Annotated in this window: 10 protein-coding genes; 9 read left to right on the top strand and 1 reads right to left on the bottom strand. The window is 55.9% G+C overall.

Annotated features, from left to right (window positions below):
* Window positions 1-212 precede the first annotated feature (212 nt).
* From rpoB to tuf, 7 genes are all read left to right on the top strand, one after another.
* Window positions 213-3,719 (top strand): DNA-directed RNA polymerase subunit beta, encoded by a 3,507-nt coding sequence (rpoB, locus tag HMPREF2527_RS05470; RefSeq protein ID WP_070506927.1) that lies wholly within the window; start codon window positions 213-215, stop codon window positions 3,717-3,719.
* Between the two features lie 110 nt (window positions 3,720-3,829).
* The gene (locus HMPREF2527_RS05465) at window positions 3,830-7,732 is read left to right on the top strand and encodes a DNA-directed RNA polymerase subunit beta' (RefSeq protein WP_070506925.1); all 3,903 of its coding nucleotides are present in this window, start codon (window positions 3,830-3,832) and stop codon (window positions 7,730-7,732) included.
* A 592-nt stretch (window positions 7,733-8,324) separates the two neighbouring features.
* The gene (locus HMPREF2527_RS05460) at window positions 8,325-10,355 is read left to right on the top strand and encodes a neutral/alkaline non-lysosomal ceramidase N-terminal domain-containing protein (RefSeq protein WP_070506921.1); all 2,031 of its coding nucleotides are present in this window, start codon (window positions 8,325-8,327) and stop codon (window positions 10,353-10,355) included.
* A 683-nt stretch (window positions 10,356-11,038) separates the two neighbouring features.
* Window positions 11,039-11,413, top strand: coding sequence for a 30S ribosomal protein S12 (rpsL, locus tag HMPREF2527_RS05455; protein ID WP_005504939.1), 375 nt, complete (start codon window positions 11,039-11,041; stop codon window positions 11,411-11,413).
* The gene (rpsG, locus tag HMPREF2527_RS05450; protein WP_005504941.1) at window positions 11,413-11,883 is read left to right on the top strand and encodes a 30S ribosomal protein S7; all 471 of its coding nucleotides are present in this window, start codon (window positions 11,413-11,415) and stop codon (window positions 11,881-11,883) included. Before rpsL ends, rpsG begins: the two co-directional genes overlap by 1 nt.
* A 72-nt stretch (window positions 11,884-11,955) precedes the next feature.
* Window positions 11,956-14,070 (top strand): elongation factor G, encoded by a 2,115-nt coding sequence (gene fusA, locus HMPREF2527_RS05445; protein ID WP_005508395.1) that lies wholly within the window; start codon window positions 11,956-11,958, stop codon window positions 14,068-14,070.
* Between the two features lie 200 nt (window positions 14,071-14,270).
* Window positions 14,271-15,461, top strand: coding sequence for an elongation factor Tu (gene tuf, locus HMPREF2527_RS05440; RefSeq protein WP_070506919.1), 1,191 nt, complete (start codon window positions 14,271-14,273; stop codon window positions 15,459-15,461).
* Between the two features lie 723 nt (window positions 15,462-16,184).
* On the opposite strand, the gene HMPREF2527_RS05435 is transcribed toward tuf, so the two are convergent.
* Window positions 16,185-19,604 carry a Fe2+/Zn2+ uptake regulation protein gene (locus tag HMPREF2527_RS05435; protein WP_070506916.1) on the bottom strand — a complete coding sequence of 1,140 codons (3,420 nt, stop codon included), beginning with the start codon at window positions 19,602-19,604 and terminating at the stop codon, window positions 16,185-16,187.
* A 486-nt stretch (window positions 19,605-20,090) separates the two neighbouring features.
* Here HMPREF2527_RS05435 and rpsJ point away from each other — a divergent pair, with 486 nt between their 5' ends.
* Complete coding sequence (gene rpsJ, locus HMPREF2527_RS05430) at window positions 20,091-20,399, top strand: 30S ribosomal protein S10 (protein WP_004005287.1); 309 nt, start codon at window positions 20,091-20,093, stop codon at window positions 20,397-20,399.
* A gap of 13 nt (window positions 20,400-20,412) precedes the next feature.
* Window positions 20,413-21,069, top strand: coding sequence for a 50S ribosomal protein L3 (gene rplC, locus HMPREF2527_RS05425; RefSeq protein ID WP_005504955.1), 657 nt, complete (start codon window positions 20,413-20,415; stop codon window positions 21,067-21,069).
* Window positions 21,070-21,073 lie beyond the last annotated feature (4 nt).

Raw genomic sequence — 21,073 nt, 5'->3', positions numbered from 1 at the left:
CAGAAGGGATTTCTTCCTGTATCGTTAGTATTTACGCTTTCCCTAACCTTTGTGCCTTCATATAGCGGTGGGCACGGGCTGAAGGTGACGTTTTTCCGTCCGACTCTATAGCTTCGAGCACCGTTCTATTCGGGGGCTGAGGTTGTCGTGTCGCCGGTAATGTCGCCGGGAGGCTGATTGCTAACAGACATGTCTGTGGAAGGATCCCCATTTTGGTCGCTTCGAGCACCTCTAACCATGACGCCGCTAACGGCGCAGAGAACGTCTCGCGCCGAATTTCATTCGCGAAGATTAACGAACCGCTGAAGGTTCCCAACCTGCTTGCTATCCAGACTGATAGCTTCGACCGCCTCGTGGGTAACGAGCGCTGGGCGGAGCGTCTGGAAAAGGCGCAGGCTGCAGGTGACAATTCTGTCCCCGCCCAGTCCGGTCTGGCTGAGATTTTTGAAGAAATCTCCCCGATCCGTGACTTCCAGGAGACTATGCAGCTCTCCTTCTCTGAGCCTGAGTTTGCTGACCCCAAGTACTCTGTTGAGGAGTGCAAGGACCGCGACGCAACCTACTCGGCTCCGCTGTACATTAAGGCTGAATTCATGAACCTCGCTACTGGCGAGGTCAAGCAGCAGACCCTGTTCATGGGTGACTTCCCCCTGATGACCGAGGCCGGTACCTTCGTTATTAACGGTACTGAGCGTGTGGTCGTTTCTCAGCTGGTGCGTTCCCCCGGTGCTTACTTCGAGAAGGCTCCCGACCGTACCTCCGATAAGGACATTTACTCTGCCCGCGTGATTCCTTCCCGCGGTGCATGGTTTGAGCTTGAGATTGATAAGCGCGACCAGGTGGGCGTGCGTCTGGACCGTAAGCGTAAGCAGTCTGTGACTGTTCTGCTGAAGGCTCTGGGCTGGACCGAGTCCAAGATTCTGGCTGAGTTCGGTCAGTACGACTCCATCCGCGCAACCCTGGAGAAGGACTCCGTTAAGGACCGCGACGAGGCTCTGCTGGATATCTACCGCAAGCTGCGTCCGGGCGAACCCCCGACGGTTGAAGCTGCCCAGGCTCTGCTGGACAACATGTACTTCACCCCGCGCCGCTACGACCTGGCGAAGGTTGGTCGTTACAAGCTGAACCGTAAGCTCGGCGTGGACGTTCCCATGGATTCCCCCGAGGCTTCCGTTCTGAGCCAGGACGACATCGCCCAGATGATTCGTTACCTCTGCGCTCTACACGCAGGCGAGACCACCATCCCCGGTGTTCGTGACGGCGAGGAAATCTCCCTCAAGATTGATATCGACGATATTGACCACTTCGGCAACCGTCGTATCCGCACCGTGGGCGAGCTGATTGAGAACCAGATCCGTACCGGTCTGTCCCGTATGGAGCGTGTGGTTCGCGAGCGCATGACCACCCAGGATGTGGACGCTATCACCCCGCAGTCCTTGGTGAACATCCGCCCCGTCGTGGCAGCTATCAAGGAGTTCTTCGGTACTTCTCAGCTGTCGCAGTTCATGGACCAGAACAACCCGCTGGCAGGTCTGACCCACAAGCGTCGTCTGTCCGCACTGGGTCCGGGCGGTCTGTCCCGTGACCGTGCAGGCATGGAAGTTCGAGACGTCCACCCCTCGCACTACGGTCGTATGTGCCCCATTGAAACCCCTGAAGGCCCGAACATTGGTCTGATTGGTTCGCTGGCGACCTACGGTCGCATCAACTCCTTCGGTTTCATTGAGACCCCCTACCGCGTCGTGACTGACGGCCGCGTGACCGATGAGGTCCGCTACCTGACCGCTGACGACGAGAAGTCTGTTGTTATCGCACAGGCAAACGCACCGCTGAACGCTGACCGCACCTTCGCTGAGAACGAGGTTCTCTGCCGTGCGGGCGATGGTTCTGGCGAAGCTGTTCTGGTTGCTCCCGGCGCCGTTCAGTACATGGACGTCTCCCCGCGCCAGATGGTGTCTGTTGCTACCGCTCTGATTCCTTACCTGGAGCACGACGACGCTAACCGAGCACTGATGGGTGCTAACATGCAGCGTCAGGCTGTGCCCCTGCTGGAGTCTGAGGCTCCCGTGGTTGGTACCGGTATGGAGAAGTACGCAGCACTGGACTCCGGTGACTCCGTGCTCGCGAAGAAGCCCGGTGTGGTTTCCTCCGTGGACGCTAAGACCGTTATCGTCCGTAACGACGACGGCTCTGTCTCCACCTACCCGATCATGAAGTTCTCCCGCTCGAACCCGGGTAACTGCTACAACCAGCGCGTTGTGGTGAAGGAAGGCCAGCGCGTCGAGTACCGCGACGTTATTGCTGATGGCCCCTCCACCGACGGCGGCGAGCTGGCACTGGGTAAGAACCTGCTCGTGGCATACATGCCGTGGGAAGGCCTGAACTACGAGGATGCGATCATCCTCTCCCAGCGTATGGTTTCTGAGGACGTGCTGACCTCGATTCACATTGAGGAGCACGAGATTGACGCCCGCGACACCAAGCTGGGCCCCGAGGAGATTACCCGCGATATTCCGAACGTGTCCGAGGATGTTCTCTCGGCTCTGGACGAGCGCGGCATCATCCACATCGGTGCTGAGGTTGAGGCTGGCGACATCCTCGTTGGTAAGGTCACCCCCAAGGGCGAGACCGAGCTGACCCCCGAGGAGCGCCTGCTGCGCGCAATCTTCGGTGAGAAGTCTCGCGAGGTTCGCGACACCTCCCTGAAGGTTCCTCACGGCGAGTCCGGTACCGTCATCGGTATCCGCATCTTCGACCGCGAGAGCAACGATGAGGACGATCTGCCCCCGGGCGTGAACCAGCTGGTCCGCGTGTACGTGGCTCAGAAGCGTAAGATTACCGACGGCGACAAGCTTGCAGGCCGCCACGGTAACAAGGGTGTTATTTCCAAGATTCTGCCGATTGAGGATATGCCCTTCCTGGAAGACGGTACCCCCGTGGATGTCATCCTGAACCCGCTGGGCGTGCCCGGTCGTATGAACATTGGTCAGGTTCTGGAAGTCCACACCGGTTGGCTGGCTAAGCAGGGTTGGAAGATTGAGGGCGAGCCCGAATGGCTCAAGCACATGCCGAACTTCCCGAAGGAATCCGGCCCGACCCGCCTGGCAACCCCGGTGTTCGACGGTGCCCACGAGGACGAACTGTTCGACCTCATGGATCACTCGAACCCGAACCGCGATGGCGACCGTCTGATCAACCGTTCCGGTAAGGCACGTCTGATTGACGGCCGTTCCGGTGAGCCGTTCCCGGACCCGATTTCGGTTGGTTACCAGTACATCCTGAAGCTGCACCACCTGGTGGATGACAAGATTCACGCTCGTTCCACCGGTCCGTACTCGATGATTACCCAGCAGCCCCTGGGTGGTAAGGCGCAGTTCGGTGGTCAGCGCTTCGGTGAGATGGAAGTGTGGGCGCTGGAGGCATACGGCGCCGCATACACCCTGCAGGAAATCCTGACCGTCAAGTCCGATGACGTGGCGGGCCGTGTGAAGGTTTACGAGGCTATCGTGAAGGGCGAGAACATCCCTGAGCCGGGTATCCCCGAATCCTTCAAGGTTCTTATCAAGGAAATGCAGTCTCTGTGCCTGAACGTCGAGGTGCTCTCCACCGACGGCAAGATTATTGAGATGAGCGACTCGGAGGAAGAAGGCTTCCGGGCAGCAGAAGATATGGGCGTGAGCCTGACCCACGACGAGCCTAGCTCCGTCGACGAGGCATAAGCACCGCCTCCTTCTAGGGTGGGGAACCCCGCATGCGCTCGCGTGCGTTGTGGGGTTCCCGCCCGCTAACCCAAGTCTTCAGAAACTTACAGAAAGAGATTAGGACCGATATGTCCAACGAATCTTCGCTTGGTTTGATGCGAATTGGCCTCGCCACCGCCGACGACATCCGTCGTTGGTCCTTTGGTGAGGTTAAGAAGCCCGAGACCATCAACTACCGTACCCTGAAGCCCGAGAAGGACGGCCTCTTCGACGAGCGTATCTTCGGCCCCACCAAGGACTGGGAGTGCTACTGCGGTAAGTACAAGCGCGTGCGCTTCAAGGGCATTGTGTGTGAGCGCTGTGGTGTTGAGGTGACCCGCTCTAAGGTACGTCGTGAGCGTATGGGTCACATTGAGCTGGCTGCTCCTGTTACCCACATTTGGTACTTCAAGGGTGTTCCTTCCCGCCTGGGTTACCTGCTGGATCTGGCTCCGAAGGACCTGGAGAAGGTCATTTACTTCGCTGCGTACATGATCACTAAGGTTGACGAGGAAGCTCGTCACGAGGATCTGCCGATGCTGCAGGCTGCTCACGACCGTGAGAAGCAGGAGCTTGAGGCTGCTCTGAACGCTGACGTGAACGCTATCAGCCGTGAGGTTGAGGCGGAGCTGGCTCGTATTGAGGCTGAGGGCGGCAAGGCTGCTGAGAAGCGTAAGCTGCGCGATAACGCTGAGCGTCAGCTCGCGTCGGTGCGTAAGCGCTACGAGCGTGAGGCTGAGCACCTGGAGCGCGTGTGGGATCGCTTCAAGAACCTGAAGGTCGCTGACCTTGAGGGTGATGAGGCTCTGTACCGTTCCATGATTGATAAGTACGGCCTGTACTTTGAGGGTGCGATGGGCGCAGAGGCTATTAAGAAGCGTCTGGAGTCCTTCGACCTGGAGGCTGAGTCTGAGGCTCTCAAGGAGATCATTCAGACCGGTAAGGGCCAGAAGAAGACCCGCGCTCTGAAGCGTCTGAAGGTTGTTAACGCCTTCCTGACCACTAACAACTCCCCGCTGGGTATGGTCCTGGATGTTGTTCCGGTTATTCCGCCGGAACTGCGCCCGATGGTTCAGCTGGACGGTGGCCGTTTCGCGACCTCCGACCTGAACGACCTGTACCGTCGTGTGATCAACCGTAACAACCGTTTGAAGCGTCTGCTGGAGCTGGGTGCGCCCGAGATTATCGTGAACAACGAGAAGCGTATGCTGCAGGAAGCTGTGGACTCGCTGTTCGATAACGGTCGTCGCGGTCGCCCGGTGACCGGCCCCGGTAACCGCCCCCTGAAGTCTCTGTCTGACATGCTGAAGGGTAAGCAGGGTCGTTTCCGTCAGAACCTGCTCGGTAAGCGTGTTGACTACTCGGGTCGTTCCGTGATTGTGGTTGGTCCTCAGCTGCAGATGCACCAGTGTGGTCTGCCCAAGCAGATGGCTCTGGAGCTGTTCAAGCCCTTCGTTATGAAGCGTCTGGTGGAGCTGAGCCACGCTCAGAACATTAAAAGCGCTAAGCGTATGGTTGAGCGTTTCCGCCCGCAGGTTTGGGACGTTCTGGAAGAGGTTATTGCTGAGCACCCGGTTCTGCTGAACCGTGCACCTACCCTGCACCGCCTCGGTATTCAGGCGTTTGAGCCGAAGCTGGTTGAGGGTAAGGCTATTCAGCTGCACCCGCTGGTTTGCTCCGCGTTCAACGCTGACTTCGATGGTGACCAGATGGCAGTTCACCTGCCGCTGTCTCCCGAGGCTCAGGCTGAGGCTCGTATCCTCATGCTGTCCTCGAACAACATCCTGAAGCCGTCGGATGGCCGCCCTGTGGCTGTTCCTTCGCAGGATATGATCATTGGTCTGTACCACCTGACTACTCCTCGCGAGGGTCAGAAGAACGAGGGTCACGCATTCTCTTCGGTGTCTGAGGCTCTGATGGCGATGGATCGTCACGAGATTGAGCTGTACACCAAGGTGAAGATTCGCCTTGATGGTGACCAGTTTGTTGCTCCCGAGGATTGGGAAGCACCGGAGGGTTACCAGCCCGGCGATTCTGTGCTGCTGGACTGCACTGTTGGTCAGGTTCTGTTCAACCAGGCTCTGCCGAAGGATTACCCCTGGTTCTCTGGCGTGGCAGATAAGAAGGGTCTGGGTAGCCTGATTAATGATCTGGCTGAGCGTTACCCGATGGATGTTGTGGCTCGTGCCCTGGATAACCTGAAGAACTCCGGTTTCTACTGGGCTTCTCGTTCGGGCGTGACCGTGGCTGTTTCCGATATTGCTACTCCTTCTGAGAAGCCGGCAATTATGGAGCGCTACGAGAAGCAGGCTGCTGCAATTGAGGACGACTTCGAGATTGGTACCATCGATGACGAAGAGCGTCGTCAGGAGCTGATTAAGGTTTGGACCGAGGCTACCGACGTGGTTGCAGAGGCTATGCGTGAGAACTTGAGCTCTCACGGTGGTCTGAACACCATTTACCGTATGGTGACCTCCGGTGCACGTGGTAACTGGATGCAGGTCCGTCAGATTGCGGGTATCCGTGGTCTGGTGTCGAACCCGAAGGGTGAGATTATGCCTCGCCCGATTAAGTCCTCGTACCGTGAGGGCCTGTCGGTTCTGGAGTACTTCATCGCGACCCACGGTGCACGTAAGGGTCTGGCTGATACCGCGCTGCGTACCGCTAACTCGGGTTACCTGACTCGTCGTCTGGTGGACGTTTCGCAGGACGTTATCGTTCGCGAGCACGACTGTGGCACTCGCCGCGGTTTGGTTCTGCCTCTGATTGATGAGGATGGCGGTCTGCACCAGGATGTTGAGACTTCAATTCACGGTCGTACCCTTGCGGTTGACGTGAAGGATGAGGCTGGCAACGTTCTGGCTGCTGCTGGCTCCGATGTCTCTGATGAGCTCATCGAGAAGCTCTTCAAGGCAGGCGTGAAGGATGTTCGCGTCCGTTCGGTTCTGACCTGTGAGTCCGCTATTGGTGTGTGTGCACTGTGCTACGGTCGTTCGATGGCTTCGAACGTGCTGGTGGACATTGGTGAGGCTGTTGGTATTATTGCGGCTCAGTCGATTGGTGAGCCCGGTACCCAGCTGACCATGCGTACCTTCCACACCGGTGGTGTGGCTTCGGCTGACGATATTACTCAGGGTCTGCCCCGTATTCAGGAGCTGTTCGAGGCTCGTACCCCCAAGGGTGTTGCCCCGATTTCTGAGGTTTCCGGTCGCGTGACCATTGAGGATACTGAGAAGTCCTACAAGATTGTGGTGACCCCGGACGATGGTTCCGAGCCCCAGTCCTACACTGTTCTGCGTCGTGCAGCTTCTAAGCTGCAGAACGGCGATCACGTTCAGGTTGGCGATCAGCTGGCTACCGGTTCTGTTGATCCGAAGGAGGTTCTGCGTATTCGTGGTCCTCGTGAGGCTCAGAAGCACCTGGTGAGCGAGGTTCAGGGCGTGTACAAGTCGCAGGGTGTGGAAATCCACGACAAGCACGTTGAGGTTATTGTTCGCCAGATGCTACGTCGCGTGACCGTGATTGAGTCCGGTGATACCGATCTGCTGCCTGGTGAGCTGGTTGATAACATTGCTTTCCAGACTGCTAACCGCAAGGCACTGGTTGAGGGCAAGAAGCCCGCAGCTGGCCGTCCGGAAATGATGGGTATTACCAAGGCTTCGCTGGCTACCGAGTCCTGGCTGTCGGCGGCCTCCTTCCAGGAGACCACCCGCGTCCTGACTCAGGCTGCTATGGAGGCGAAGACTGACCCGCTGCTCGGCCTGAAGGAGAACGTGATCATCGGTAAGCTGGTTCCCGCCGGTACTGGTCTGGCACGTTACAACGATATTGAGGTTGAGCCCAGCGCCCAGGCTACTGCTGAGCGTATGCAGGCTCTGGACACTTTCGGTGGTTACCAGAGCGCATTCCAGATGGATAACGAGGTGTACACTTACGGCAACGGCGGCTTTATGGCTGTTTCGCTGGATGAGTACGGTCGTGGTCTGGACTAAGGCTTCTGCCGTGAGGGGTAGGTTGAGGGTTTAGAGCCCTGGCCTGGTCCTTGATAAAGAACGCGGATACTCGAGTTGTCTCGGGTATCCGCGTTCTGTGTTTAACGAATAGGTGGGGGAGGGGTGGCGTTCTTTTAAGTGGTACTTTAATATTCTTTATCCTGCAGCAGAAGGTTGTATATTTTTTGCCTAGTGGACGAATTTATTTATAAAAAATCATTGGAGTGCATTATTTTTTCAAATCGGGAAAATTTCTTGACTGGGTAAGAAATTAGATGATGATCAAATATTGTGAGACCCCTTATAATCCGCTCCAATACCACCATAAATAGAATATTTACTCGTTTTTCTTTATGGTATATAAAGAATGAATATTCTATATTTGAACAATGCTAATTCAACTTGGAAAGCCCTTTGACTAGGTTCTATTCTTGAAGGCATGCATATCACTCCATTCTCTTCCGGACGGGTGACTACTGGTGGCACCCAACTGTCTTCCGGAACGGTACAGCCTCACGAATCTGAACAGAATCCCTCCTCGACTGCAGGTGGGCAAAAGTGCTCCTCTGTCTTTTCACGCTTTAAAGCACCCGTGCATTCTCTTGCTCGTATTGGTGCAGCGTGCCTTATTGCGGCATCCGCAATTCTTCCCGCTGGCCAGATTGCGACGGCAGCTCCTGCCTCTCAGAGCTCCAGTGCTACCCCCTACCTGGTTGGTGCAGGTGCGGCGGATATTACCGGTGAGCCCGGTGAGGTCGGCTTCATGGGTTACGGTGAGACCTCTCAGAAGGGTAGCGGTGTGCATACTCGCCAGTATGCTCGTGCTTTTATTGCGGTGGATCGAGCCTCGGGTAAGCGCAACCTTATTGTTGTACTCGATACGTTGACCAGTTGGCAGTCTTTGCGTGATGAGCTGGTGAAGCGTATCCGCGCTGAGTTTGGTTCTGCGTACGATGAATCGAACATTATGATTACTGCAACCCACACTCACGCAACTCCTGGCGGTATCACGCACCAGAGCCTGTACAACATTACGACTCTGGGCTTCCATCAGGACACGTTTAATGCACAGGTAGATGGGTCACTGAAGGCGATTCGCCAGGCGACGAAGGACCTTGCGCCCGGTAACCTGACGATTTCTTCTTCAAAGCTGACTGGTGTCGGTGTTAACCGTTCTCGCGAGGCGTTCAACCTGGACTCTCCTGAGATTCGCTCTAAGCTGCCCGGCGGTACCGATCCGACCAATATGACTCTGCGTCTGGAGCGCAACGGTAAGACTCGTGCGGTGTTGAACTGGTATGCGATTCATCCGACGTCTTTGACCTCGAAGAATACTCTGATTTCGAGCGACAACAAGGGTTACGCGGAGTACCTGCTGGAGACTCAGGATCACGGCGTTGACCGCAATGTTCCCGGTAGTGGTGATGGTTTCGTTGCGGCGTTTGCAAATGCTAATGCTGGTGATGTTTCTCCGAATACTTGGTTGAAGCCTGGCCAGGGTCCCACTAATGACCAGTTCAAGAACGTGAAGATTCAGGGTGAGAAGCAGGCTAACGCTGTGCGTTCTCAGCTCAAGAGCGCGGGTACTCCGGTGGGTAAGGGTCTGGATTCGCGTATTTCGTACTTCAATTTCTCGGGTATGAATGTGGATGCCAAGTACACCGGCAGCGGCCATAATGAGCGCACCTGTCAGGGCTTCCTGGGTACTCCGTTCGGTGCGGGGTCCACCGAGGATGGTGGCGGTGGCTGGGCTGTCTATAAGGAAGGCTCCGGTCGCCCCTCTATTCTGGGTACTCTGGTATTCACTCCGAGTGCTGCCCAGACGCGTTGCCAGCAGCCGAAGGGTATTCTCTTCTCTGCAAAAAATGGAACGATTATTCAGGAAAAGTATCCGGTGCAGATTATGCGCTTCGGTGACTACTACCTGCTGGGTATGCCCGGTGAGTTCACCGGTGCGGTAGGTGTGCAGTATCGTCAGGATGCTGCCAAGCTCTTCGGTGTTCCCGAATCGCACATTATTCTGCAGGGCTACACCAACGCCTACGACCACTACGTGACGACTCCTGAGGAGTATGACTCCCAGCAGTATGAAGGCGGCGCGACCCTCTTTGGTCGTTACACCTCCAGCGCGTTCCGTCAGACCATTAATGTTGTTGGAACTTCGCTGAAGAACGGCACGCCGCTGGGTATTGGCGATCGTCCGAATGATCGTCGCCCGGTAGCCAGCCTGCAGGGTAAGGTCGTCTACGATACCCCGATGTTCGGCACTCGTTACGGTCAGGTCACTCAGCAGCCTCAGGATGCTATTGCCGGCCGTGAAGAGGTGACGGCTCGTTTTGCTGGTGCTCACCCGAACAACAACATGCATCACGACGGTAGCTACTTCGTGATTGAGCGTCGTGTGGGTAATACCTGGAAGTACTACACCGCGGATAACAACCCGGATACCTTCTTTGAATGGAAGCGCATTGGTGTTTCGGCTTCTCAGGTGACGGTTCGCTGGAAGGTTCCGGCTAATACTCCTAAGGGGCAGTACCGCATCCGCTACTACGGCAATGCTAAGAAGAATTCGAAGACTATCACCCCGTTTGAGGGGCAGACTCGAGTCTTCCAGGTGGCGTAGTCTCTTCCAAGCGGCGTAGTCCAGTAGCTGCTGTGGCGGACCAATAACTGAATATTCTCTTGCGGGAGGTGGGTGTAGATATGCGCTCGCCTCCCGTATCTGTTGGGCTCGCCAAGAATCATTGAGAGGGTTCTTGGCGGTCTTCTGCTTTAAATTGCGTCAAGGAGGCAAGAGAAGCAGAGGTGGTGGAGGAGGCAGTGGGGGAGCGGTAAATCCCAAAGATGTAATTTAAGTGAGGTAAATCATCAGCTTTTACCCTTAGATGGGGGCTTAAAAGCAAAGAATCCCCGCTCTGGCGCTAGATTAAGCGGGATTTAACCTGTATAGTCTTATCCGAAGTACTTGAGCTCGGTGCACAAGGATCCACCCCCGGTGGGTTTACGCGGGATATTTCCCGAGGGCACGGGCATGATGAATCAATGGCAGTATGGATACCGTCCTTTGGCGTTGCTTTTTGCTGACGCCTAAATGCCATTTTTAAGCGTGCCCAAAAACTTTTTCACCTCTGATGGTGGAGAATTTTAGCTCTGAGAACTCGCCGAGATGTCGAGGAACCTATAGAAACCAACCGGATATGCATCCGAGCGTTTCTGATAACCGAGAGCACCCATCCAACGTGATGGGGGCCAGTAAGTTTATACGGGATTTTCTAACGAAGAACCCGATCAAGCAACGGAGAAAACGTGCCTACTATTCAGCAGCTGGTCCGTAAGGGCCGGACTCCCAAGGTCGTTAAGACCAAGGCGCCCGCACTGAAGGGCAACCCCATGAAGCGTGGCGTGTGCACCCGTGTGTACACCACCACCCCGAAGAAGCCGAACTCGGCACTGCGTAAGGTCGCTCGTGTCAAGCTCAACGGCGGCGTCGAGGTTACCGCATACATCCCCGGTGAGGGTCACAACCTGCAGGAGCACTCGATCGTGCTCGTTCGCGGTGGTCGTGTGAAGGACCTCCCCGGTGTTCGCTACAAGATCGTTCGTGGCGCTCTGGATACCCAGGGTGTTAAGGGTCGCGGCCAGGCTCGCTCCCGCTACGGCGCTAAGAAGGAGAAGAAGTAATGCCTCGTAAGGGTCCCGCTCCCAAGCGTCCCCTCGTAAACGATCCTGTTTACGGTTCCGCTCTGGTCACCCAGCTGATCAACAAGGTTCTGCTGGACGGCAAGAAGTCCGTCGCAGAGCGCATCGTCTACGGTGCCCTCGAGGGCGTCGAGAAGAAGACCGGTTCTGACCCGGTCGCAACCCTGAAGAAGGCTATGGACAACATCAAGCCTTCTCTCGAGGTTCGCTCCCGCCGCGTCGGCGGTGCAACCTACCAGGTTCCGGTTGAGGTTCGCCCCGGCCGTTCCACCGCTCTGGCTCTCCGCTGGCTCGTTGGCTTCTCCAAGCAGCGCCGCGAGAAGACCATGACTGAGCGTCTGATGAACGAGATCCTGGATGCATCCAATGGTCTCGGTGCCGCTGTGAAGCGTCGCGAGGACACTCACAAGATGGCCGAGTCCAACAAGGCCTTCGCACACTACCGCTGGTAATTCTCCGTTTAGAGCCTGCCGAGTCGATTCGAGTCGGCAGGCTTTCGGAGTATCTCATTTAGGGAGAATAACGTGGCACTTGACGTGTTCACCGACCTTAACAAGGTCCGCAACATCGGTATTATGGCGCACATCGACGCCGGTAAGACCACCACCACTGAGCGCATTCTGTTCTACACCGGTATTAACCACAAGATTGGTGAGACTCACGACGGCGCTTCCACCATGGACTGGATGGCTCAGGAGCAGGAGCGAGGTATTACCATTACCTCCGCAGCAACCACCTGCTTCTGGAAGGACAACCAGATCAACATTATCGACACCCCCGGTCACGTCGACTTCACCGTTGAGGTTGAGCGCTCCCTGCGCGTCCTCGACGGCGCAGTTGCTGTGTTCGACGGCAAGGAAGGTGTTGAGCCCCAGTCTGAGACCGTTTGGCGCCAGGCTGACAAGTACGATGTCCCCCGTATCTGCTTCGTCAACAAGATGGACAAGATGGGTGCTGACTTCTACTTCACCGTTCAGACCATCATCGACCGCCTGGGCGCACGCCCGCTGGTTGTTCAGCTCCCCATCGGTGCTGAGAGCGACTTCCTCGGTGTTGTCGACCTGCTCGAAATGAAGGCATACGTCTGGCCCGGCGACGCCAAGGGTGACGTGAGCATGGGTGCTTCTTACGAGGTTCAGGACATTCCTGCTGACCTGGTTGAGAAGGCTGAGCAGTACCGCGCTGAGCTGGTTGAGGCTGTTGCTGAGTCCAGCGAAGAGCTCATGGAGAAGTACCTCGAAGAGGGCGAACTGACTATCCCCGAGATTAAGTCGGGTATCCGTCAGCTTGTTATCTCCGGCGAGGCATTCCCCGTTCTCTGTGGTTCTGCATTCAAGAACCGCGGTGTTCAGCCCATGCTGGACGCTGTGATTGAGTACCTGCCCTCCCCGCTGGACGTTCCGGACGTTGTCGGTTCCAACCCCTCCAACGAGGAAGAGAAGCTGACCCGTAAGGCATCCGCAGACGAGCCCTTCGCAGCACTGGCGTTCAAGGTTGCAGCTCACCCGTTCTACGGTCAGCTGACCTACACTCGTGTGTACTCCGGCGTCGCAGCTCAGGGCCAGCAGGTCCTGAACTCGACTAAGGGTAAGAAGGAGCGCATCGGTAAGCTCTTCCAGATGCACTCCAACAAGGAGAACCCGGTTGAGGAGATTACCGCAGGTCACATTTACGCTGCGATCGGTCTGAAGGACACCACCACTGGTGACACCCTGTGCGACCCCGCACACCCGATCGTTCTCGAGTCGATGACCTTCCCCGACCCTGTGATCTTCGTGGCTATCGAGCCCAAGACCAAGGGTGACCAGGAGAAGATGTCCACCGCTATCCAGAAGCTTTCCGCTGAGGACCCCACCTTCACCGTTTCGCTGAACGAAGAAACCGGTCAGACCGAAATTGGTGGTATGGGTGAGCTGCACCTGGACATCATCGTTGACCGTATGAAGCGCGAATTCAAGGTTGAGGCTAACGTTGGTAAGCCTCAGGTTGCTTACCGCGAGACCATCAAGAAGGCAGTCGAGAAGGTCGACTACACCCACAAGAAGCAGACCGGTGGTTCTGGTCAGTTCGCAAAGGTGCAGGTCTCCTTCGAGCCCCTGCCCCTGGATGGCGAAGAGCTGTACCTGTTCGAGGACAAGGTCACCGGTGGCCGCGTGCCTCGCGAGTACATCCCCTCGGTCGACGCTGGTATCCAGGACGCTATGAAGTTCGGTGTCCTCGCTGGCTACCCGATGGTGGGCGTGAAGGCAACCCTGATCGACGGTGCTTACCACGACGTCGACTCCTCCGAAATGGCGTTCAAGATCGCTGGTTCGATGGTCTTCAAGGAAGGTGCTAAGCGCGCTAACCCGGTCCTGCTCGAGCCGCTGATGGACGTTGAGGTTCGTACCCCCGAGGAGTACATGGGCGACGTTATCGGCGACCTGAACTCCCGCCGTGGCCAGGTTCGTTCCATGGAGGATGCATCCGGCGTTAAGATCATCAAGGCTATTGTGCCCCTGACCGAAATGTTCGGTTACATTGGCGACCTGCGTGGTAAGACCCAGGGTCGTGCAGTGTTCTCGATGGCATTCGATAGCTACGGCGAGGTTCCCAAGAACGTTGCTGACGAGATCATCCAGAAGAGCCGCGGCGAGTAATTTTCGCGTCTCACCCGTGGGCCACGGGTCAAAAACCTGTGGCCCACGTCAAAATTTTCAATTAAATCCATTATTGAGAGCATGAACAGTTTCATCTCTGCGGCGTAATCCGCTATTGTAGACGCTAGACCGTTTTATAACGGGATGCGCCGGAGCGAAGATCCGCGTGCATGTTTTCAATCGTTCTAGGAGGAACACTCTTGGCTAAGGCTAAGTTCGAGCGCTCCAAGCCTCACGTTAACGTCGGTACCATTGGTCACGTTGACCACGGTAAGACCACCCTGACCGCAGCAATCTCCAAGGTTCTGGCTGACAAGTACCCGGACCTGAACGAGAAGCGCGACTTCGGTATGATCGACTCCGCTCCCGAGGAGCGCCAGCGCGGTATTACCATTAACATTGCTCACATCGAGTACCAGACCGAGAAGCGCCACTACGCACACGTTGACGCTCCCGGCCACGCTGACTACGTCAAGAACATGATTACCGGTGCGGCTCAGATGGACGGCGCAATCCTCGTGGTTGCAGCTACCGACGGCCCCATGGCACAGACCCGCGAGCACGTTCTGCTCGCTCGCCAGGTTGGCGTCCCCACCCTGCTGGTTGCACTGAACAAGGCAGACATGGTTGACGACGAAGAGCTCCTCGACCTCGTCGAGATGGAGGTCCGTGACCTCCTCTCCTCGCAGGAGTTCGACGGCGACAACGCTCCCGTTGTTCGCGTCTCCGCGCTGAAGGCTCTCGAAGGCGACCCCGAGTGGGTTGCTAAGATCGAGGAGCTCATGGACGCAGTCGACACCTACATTCCGGACCCCGTGCGTGAGAAGGACAAGCCCTTCCTCATGCCCATCGAGGACGTCTTCACCATCACCGGTCGTGGCACCGTTGTTACCGGTCGTGCAGAGCGCGGTACCCTGAAGATTAACTCCGAGGTCGAGATCGTCGGTATCCGCCCGATTCAGAAGACCACCGTTACCGGTATCGAGATGTTCCACAAGCAGCTCGACGAAGCATGGGCAGGCGAGAACTGTGGTCTGCTGCTGCGTGGTCTGAAGCGTGACGATGTTGAGCGTGGTCAGGTTGTCGTGGAGCCGGGCTCCATCACCCCCCACACCGAGTTCGAGGCAAACGTCTACATCCTCTCCAAGGATGAGGGTGGCCGTCACAACCCCTTCTACTCCAACTACCGTCCTCAGTTCTACTTCCGTACCACTGACGTGACCGGCGTTATCACCCTCCCCGAGGGCACCGAGATGGTTATGCCCGGTGACAACACCGAGATGACCGTTACCCTGATTCAGCCCATCGCAATGGAAGAGGGCCTCGGCTTCGCTATCCGTGAGGGTGGCCGCACCGTTGGTTCGGGTCGCGTTACCAAGATCATCAAGTAATTGCCGTAAATTTACGACAATTCGCTAAAGATCTGCCGGAGAGAAAACTCTCCATCAGGTAGCGATACTCAAGGACCCCCGCATCTGCGGGGGTCCTTTTGTTATGCTCTTTTGAAGAAGTGGGGAGCTGAAGCTCTGTCTGCTTGTCTGCAACGGAACCGATACACAACAGCGGTCATGGGGCGTTATAGCGGCTTCTGAGAGCCTCTGAGAGCCTCTGAGAGCCTTAGAGAGGAGCCGGAGAATAAAGCCGAAACCCACGGTAGAAAACGCCAAAATTAAGGGTTGCGAGAGCAACCTGTGCTGTATAGCTGATATTTCTTCTGAGGAGCTTATTAAATGCTTCCTGTGGCCCTGCGCTCCGACGCCGAGTCTATAGTTACAAGCCCCGCAACGAATCTTCTCATTTCACTCGTATTGCGAAGCTCCACGGGCCCTCTCCGCGTAGAGGAACGCTAGCCCCCAATATATGTGAATCAGGCACCGTACAAGCGCTCTTGCAGAGCACAAACTGAGCGGGTAGGGTGGGGGGAATCTGAGAAGCGAAGAACTAGAGCTGATTTCTTGGTGTGGAGAAAAACTAAAGCTGGCTGTTTGAGAGTAAAGAAAAACGGTTCCCAGCCCGAAGACTGGGAACCGCGATTCGAATGACTGCCCCTCGTAAGGGACATAGGTAATCCTACTACAGAATGCCGCAGGAAAAGAACCTATACCTGCAACAGGTTAGATATTCTCCCCGTCACGAGGCTGGTATCCCTGCTGAGGAACCGGAGGCAGCTGCATCTGGACATTACCCTGGGGGTACATACCCTGCTGATTCTGAGGCTGTGAGAAACCCCCAAGCTGCTCAGAATCCTGGTGCGAAGCTGCTGCATCCTGCTTGTTCTGTCGCACCAGCAGACGCCAGATAACGCCGGCAATGAGCAGAATAGAGATGATCAGCAGGGTCAGCGGGTTCAGACCGTTGAGCAAAATTGCCAGGTCGAGGGTGACTAGCGCAGTTGCGATATAGGTCCATACCCGGTCGAGCAGCAAAGCGCTCAGGAGAGTCAGAGCGATGCCGAGTACCAGCACCACAATATCCGGGCCGTCAGCGGGAACTGCCCACGTTACCAGGGTGAGAAATACCTGCAGACCCAAAGCCCAGTACAGAGGAGAATCCGATACCTGCTCGTCTACAGGCCTCTTTGCGATGAAGTTCTTGAGAACCTTGGCAGCTACAACAGCCAGCAGAATCAGGAGAGCAACCTCAAGAATGACGCTCAGGGGATTGGACTTCGAGTAATCAATGACCAGACGGGCGATGAAGAGGCTGAACGCCGTGGTGCAGACGATCGGCAGGTTCTTCGCCTTGGTGACAGACACGAAAGACAGAGCGCCTAGGCCCCAGAGAAGTGCGTTGAGTTCTACCTGCTTGGGCTCAAAAACCAACCCAACGAAGGTGTAGAATCCCAGCACCGCCAGAGCGGGAATCATCAGCAGCGTATTGACCGGTGCATAGATGCCCTGGCTCAGGGGGCGGCGAGACATGAAACGCACGTAGGGGGCACCTAACGGGCCGTGCATCGGCAAGTCAACCATCGTATTACCGACCGGGACAGCGATACGAGGACGAACGTTTGCGTTCACACCGAAGACCTCAACCGGGAGCGTGACCTTCAGAACGAACAGGATAACGACGGCAATCAGAGCGTAGTAGCCCAGAAGAGTCATCACCATTGTGCTTTCCCTCGTGTTGAAGAGATTCCATAGAGAACCAATGCAGAAAGTCGTGATACTGATGGAGGCACCAATCTGCATGCGGGGGATCCTGAAGATGAGTGCAAGTACCCATACGGCGATGAAGATCATCGGGGTTGCTACTGCGAACAGCAGATTATCAAAATCACCAATGAAACGGCCTGCGCTCAGGATAGAACCAAGAGTGAAGAAAATTGCTGCCGCGTATGCTTCGTAGCTTCGCTTGGAGTACGCGTAGAGTAGCACGCTACACAGTGCCTGAACCGCCAACAGTGCAAGTACGAGGAAGTCTACGAGCGATTCCTTCATATTGCCGCTGATAGCGAGCAGAATGACCGACCAGCAGATGGGGAACCGTGCAACGGTGAGTAGCTCTGAACGAATCGAAGAGCCAGCCGGCATAAAGAAACCGAGTGCACCGTAGACGACGGTCAGGAGCGCCGGTAGCGCTACAGCAATGTACTCCTTCTGCAAGTCGTACAGCAGGTAGTGTCGTGAGCCGATCGTCGCGATAAGCAGAGTCGCGTAGAACGCGATACGGACAAACATGACAAGCGTTGAGCGGAAGGATCCAACGTCCGAAAGTCGCAACGCGCGAGCCAGAATAAGAGCGCCCAGCACGCTCAAGAAGAGGACGGCACCCGAGAAGAGAGGGAAACCAATCCAGAATCGGCCGTGTGCTCCGCCATCAGCATGGTTAGCCACGTACCCAACGAAGAGAGCAAAAACGCCTAAGAAGAGGTAAACCGACATCTCTACAAGACGGTAGCTTGCGTTCTGCGCTACAACGCCCTGAGAGAGGACAAAAGTCAGTAGCGCAATAGCGGCGCAGACCAACGCAAACATCAGAAGCGACTCAGAAGTCTGCATCTCAGGAATGAGAGCGAGGAAGAGCTGAATCATACCAATGGCATAACCGATGTTGCTCAGTACCGCTCCCGCGGTACGTGCCTCGGGGGCCTTAGCGCTGACCAGATAGATGACTACTGCCGCGGTAAAGAAGAGGTAGAAAGTGCCCTGATTGCCGGGGGAGGCGTACATGCCAACAACTGGAATGAGCGCTACAAAACTCATGAGTAGCAGAGGCTGGATTGCCTTGCGGTACAACAAGAAACTCACAATGCAGAGGACACCAATAACCCAGGGGTCAGGGAAGATACCTTGATTACCTTCTGTATAAGGAAGGAAAGCACTCCAGCGCGTTGCGTATACAGGGCTATCGGCAGCATGAGCAGTGAAGAAGGCATCAATGAGAGCGAAGAAGGAGAAGAACACGCCGACGCATGCGTCAATTGCCGGCAACCACTCCATCTTGTGGGCGGGATGGTGAGGAGCTTCCTTCGCCCAGGGGATAGCCGGGGTGCTTTGCACCTGCTCGGGCTGTTCATCAGTAGCTGGAGCAGAACCAGCAATAGTCTTCTGCAGACGAGGAATAAATACGTAAGCAGAAATCAGGTTAACAACCAGGACCGAGACGAAGAAAATGCTGGGGAACCACGGGCCGTGATCCGAGTCCATGATGAAGGAGAGAACAGACGCAATCGGATAGATGCGTGCCTGGGCATAGTAATCTGCCGTACCGTTCAGCCACGTGAAAAGAATGGCATGCACAGACATGACTGCAAACGCAATACCCGCATCCGTGTAGCTCAGATCGTTAGTGAAGAAGAAAATAGCGATGGCAGTAGCCGGAACAAAAATGCGGGAAGAATCAACAAGACCTTCGCGGATGCCCTTCGGAGCAGCATTCGGGGCAAAATGCAGAACCAAACCCAGAACGGTGGCAACTGCAGTCAGTGAAACGAAATACCAAACGAAAGGCAGAGCCGCTACCTTCGTAGCCGCCAACGAGTCCGAAACAATGAACGAAATCAGCAGGTACGCCATCACACGGTTACGCATGAGGGCACAGGCTCCAACAATGGCAGCAGTGCCAACCAGAGACGTGAGAAGCCAGACGTAGCGTCCTTCAGTCCAAATCTTGAGGACATAGGTAGCAACGCCAGTCAGAGGAATAAACGCAAGACCGGTTGCTGCAAAAGAGTAGGAAGCGATACGTAGGCGCTCCACGAAACGGTAGGTGAGCAGACCAGCTCCGTAGAAGACGACTGCTCCAAGCGCCATTGCAAGGACACGGAAGATAGCCGTTTCATCCTGAGAAGACGTCACAGAGGTGACAAAAAGACCCGCAGCACCGATGAGCAGGAGCGAACCGATGTACAGAACAATATTGAGGAAGATGTCCTCATTGACCCGGCGGCGCTGCGCAGGAGGCTGAGGATACGGACCCGACAGGGATGGGGGAACGTACAGACCGAGACCTTGCGGCTGGACCTGCTGAGGGCTCTGAGATGAAGAGTGAGAGCTAGAGGATGCCTGATGAGGTTGTGTCGGCTGAGACATGGTTTCTCCTTAGGCTGTAGTGATACTTCTACGATACGAGAGTCTTTAGATCTAAAAGCTTTATTAAGAGCAATAAAGCGCATGGAACTTACTGAAAGTAGATTGAAAGCTCCCTGAGAGTTACATCGCGGGAGTATCCTCAGGTTGACAGAGATAGTTAAGTGTTCTTAAGCACTTAACTCGTGTTTGTATTGCGCAAGCGCTCTATCTCTGAGAGAATTGACGACGTTGTCAAAGCGTCTACCTGCACTAAAGGTAGGCCCACGTATGACCCGGTCCGAAGGATGACGGGATGAGTCTGTCTAGAAAATAGACGACACGCCCGAGTTCGGGGGTCGGTACTCAGGCGGGGTGAGGAACCCGGCAAAGCCGGATTCAGTCCGTTCTGAGTGGCGCACGTGATGAATATATCGCGTTCCTTAAGCGCTATAACAAAGGGGCAAAAGCTCCGATACAGGGAATACATCAAGAAAGAGAGTCCGACAGATGGCGGGACAGAAAATCCGCATCCGTCTGAAGTCCTATGACCACGAGGTCATCGATTCTTCGGCACGGAAAATCGTCGAAACGGTAAAGGGCGCAGGCGCAACTGTAGTTGGCCCCGTGCCGCTGCCGACCGAGAAGAACGTTTACTGTGTTATCCGTTCTCCCCACAAGTACAAGGACAGCCGCGAGCACTTCGAGATGCGTACGCACAAGCGTCTGATCGACGTTGTTGATCCGACCCCCAAGGCTGTTGATGCCCTCATGCGTCTCGACCTGCCGGCAGACGTAAACATCGAGATCAAGCTGTAGAGGATCGCATCTAATGACTAACAAATTCGAGCGCCAGGTGAAGGGCCTGCTGGGCACCAAGCTCGGCATGACCCAGGTCTGGGACGAGGACGGCAAGTTTGTGCCCGTCACCGTCGTCAAGGCTGATTCTAACGTTGTTACCCAGATCCGTAACCAGGAAACTGACGGCTACGAAGCTGTTCAGATTGGTTTCGGTGCAATCGACTCTCGCAAGGTTACCAAGCCCCTGGCTGGTCACTTCGAGAAGGCCGGTGTTACCCCCCGTCGCCACATCGTCGAGCTGCGTACCGCAGATGCTTCTGAGTATTCCCTCGGTCAGGAACTGACCGTTGAGCTCTTCGAAGCAGGCCAGAAGGTCGACGTCGTTGGTAAGACCAAGGGTAAGGGCTTCGCAGGTGTTATGAAGCGTCACGGCTTCAAGGGTGTTGGCGCGTCTCACGGTCAGCACAAGAACCACCGTAAGCCCGGTTCCATCGGTGGCGCATCCTACCCCGCACGCGTGTTCAAGGGTATGCGCATGGCTGGCCGTATGGGCGCAGCACGTCACACTACCTTGAACCTGACTATCCAGGGTGTGGACGCAGAGAACAATGTCCTGCTGATCAAGGGTGCAATCCCTGGTCCCAAGGGCGGCGTTGTTCTGGTTCGTACCGCTGTGAAGGGAGCCTAATACA

It is taken from the genome of Rothia sp. HMSC071B01 (genome assembly GCF_001808945.1).
In the GTDB taxonomy this organism is placed as follows: Bacteria; Actinomycetota; Actinomycetes; order Actinomycetales; family Micrococcaceae; genus Rothia.
This window is presented reverse-complemented; position numbering and strand designations above follow the sequence as displayed.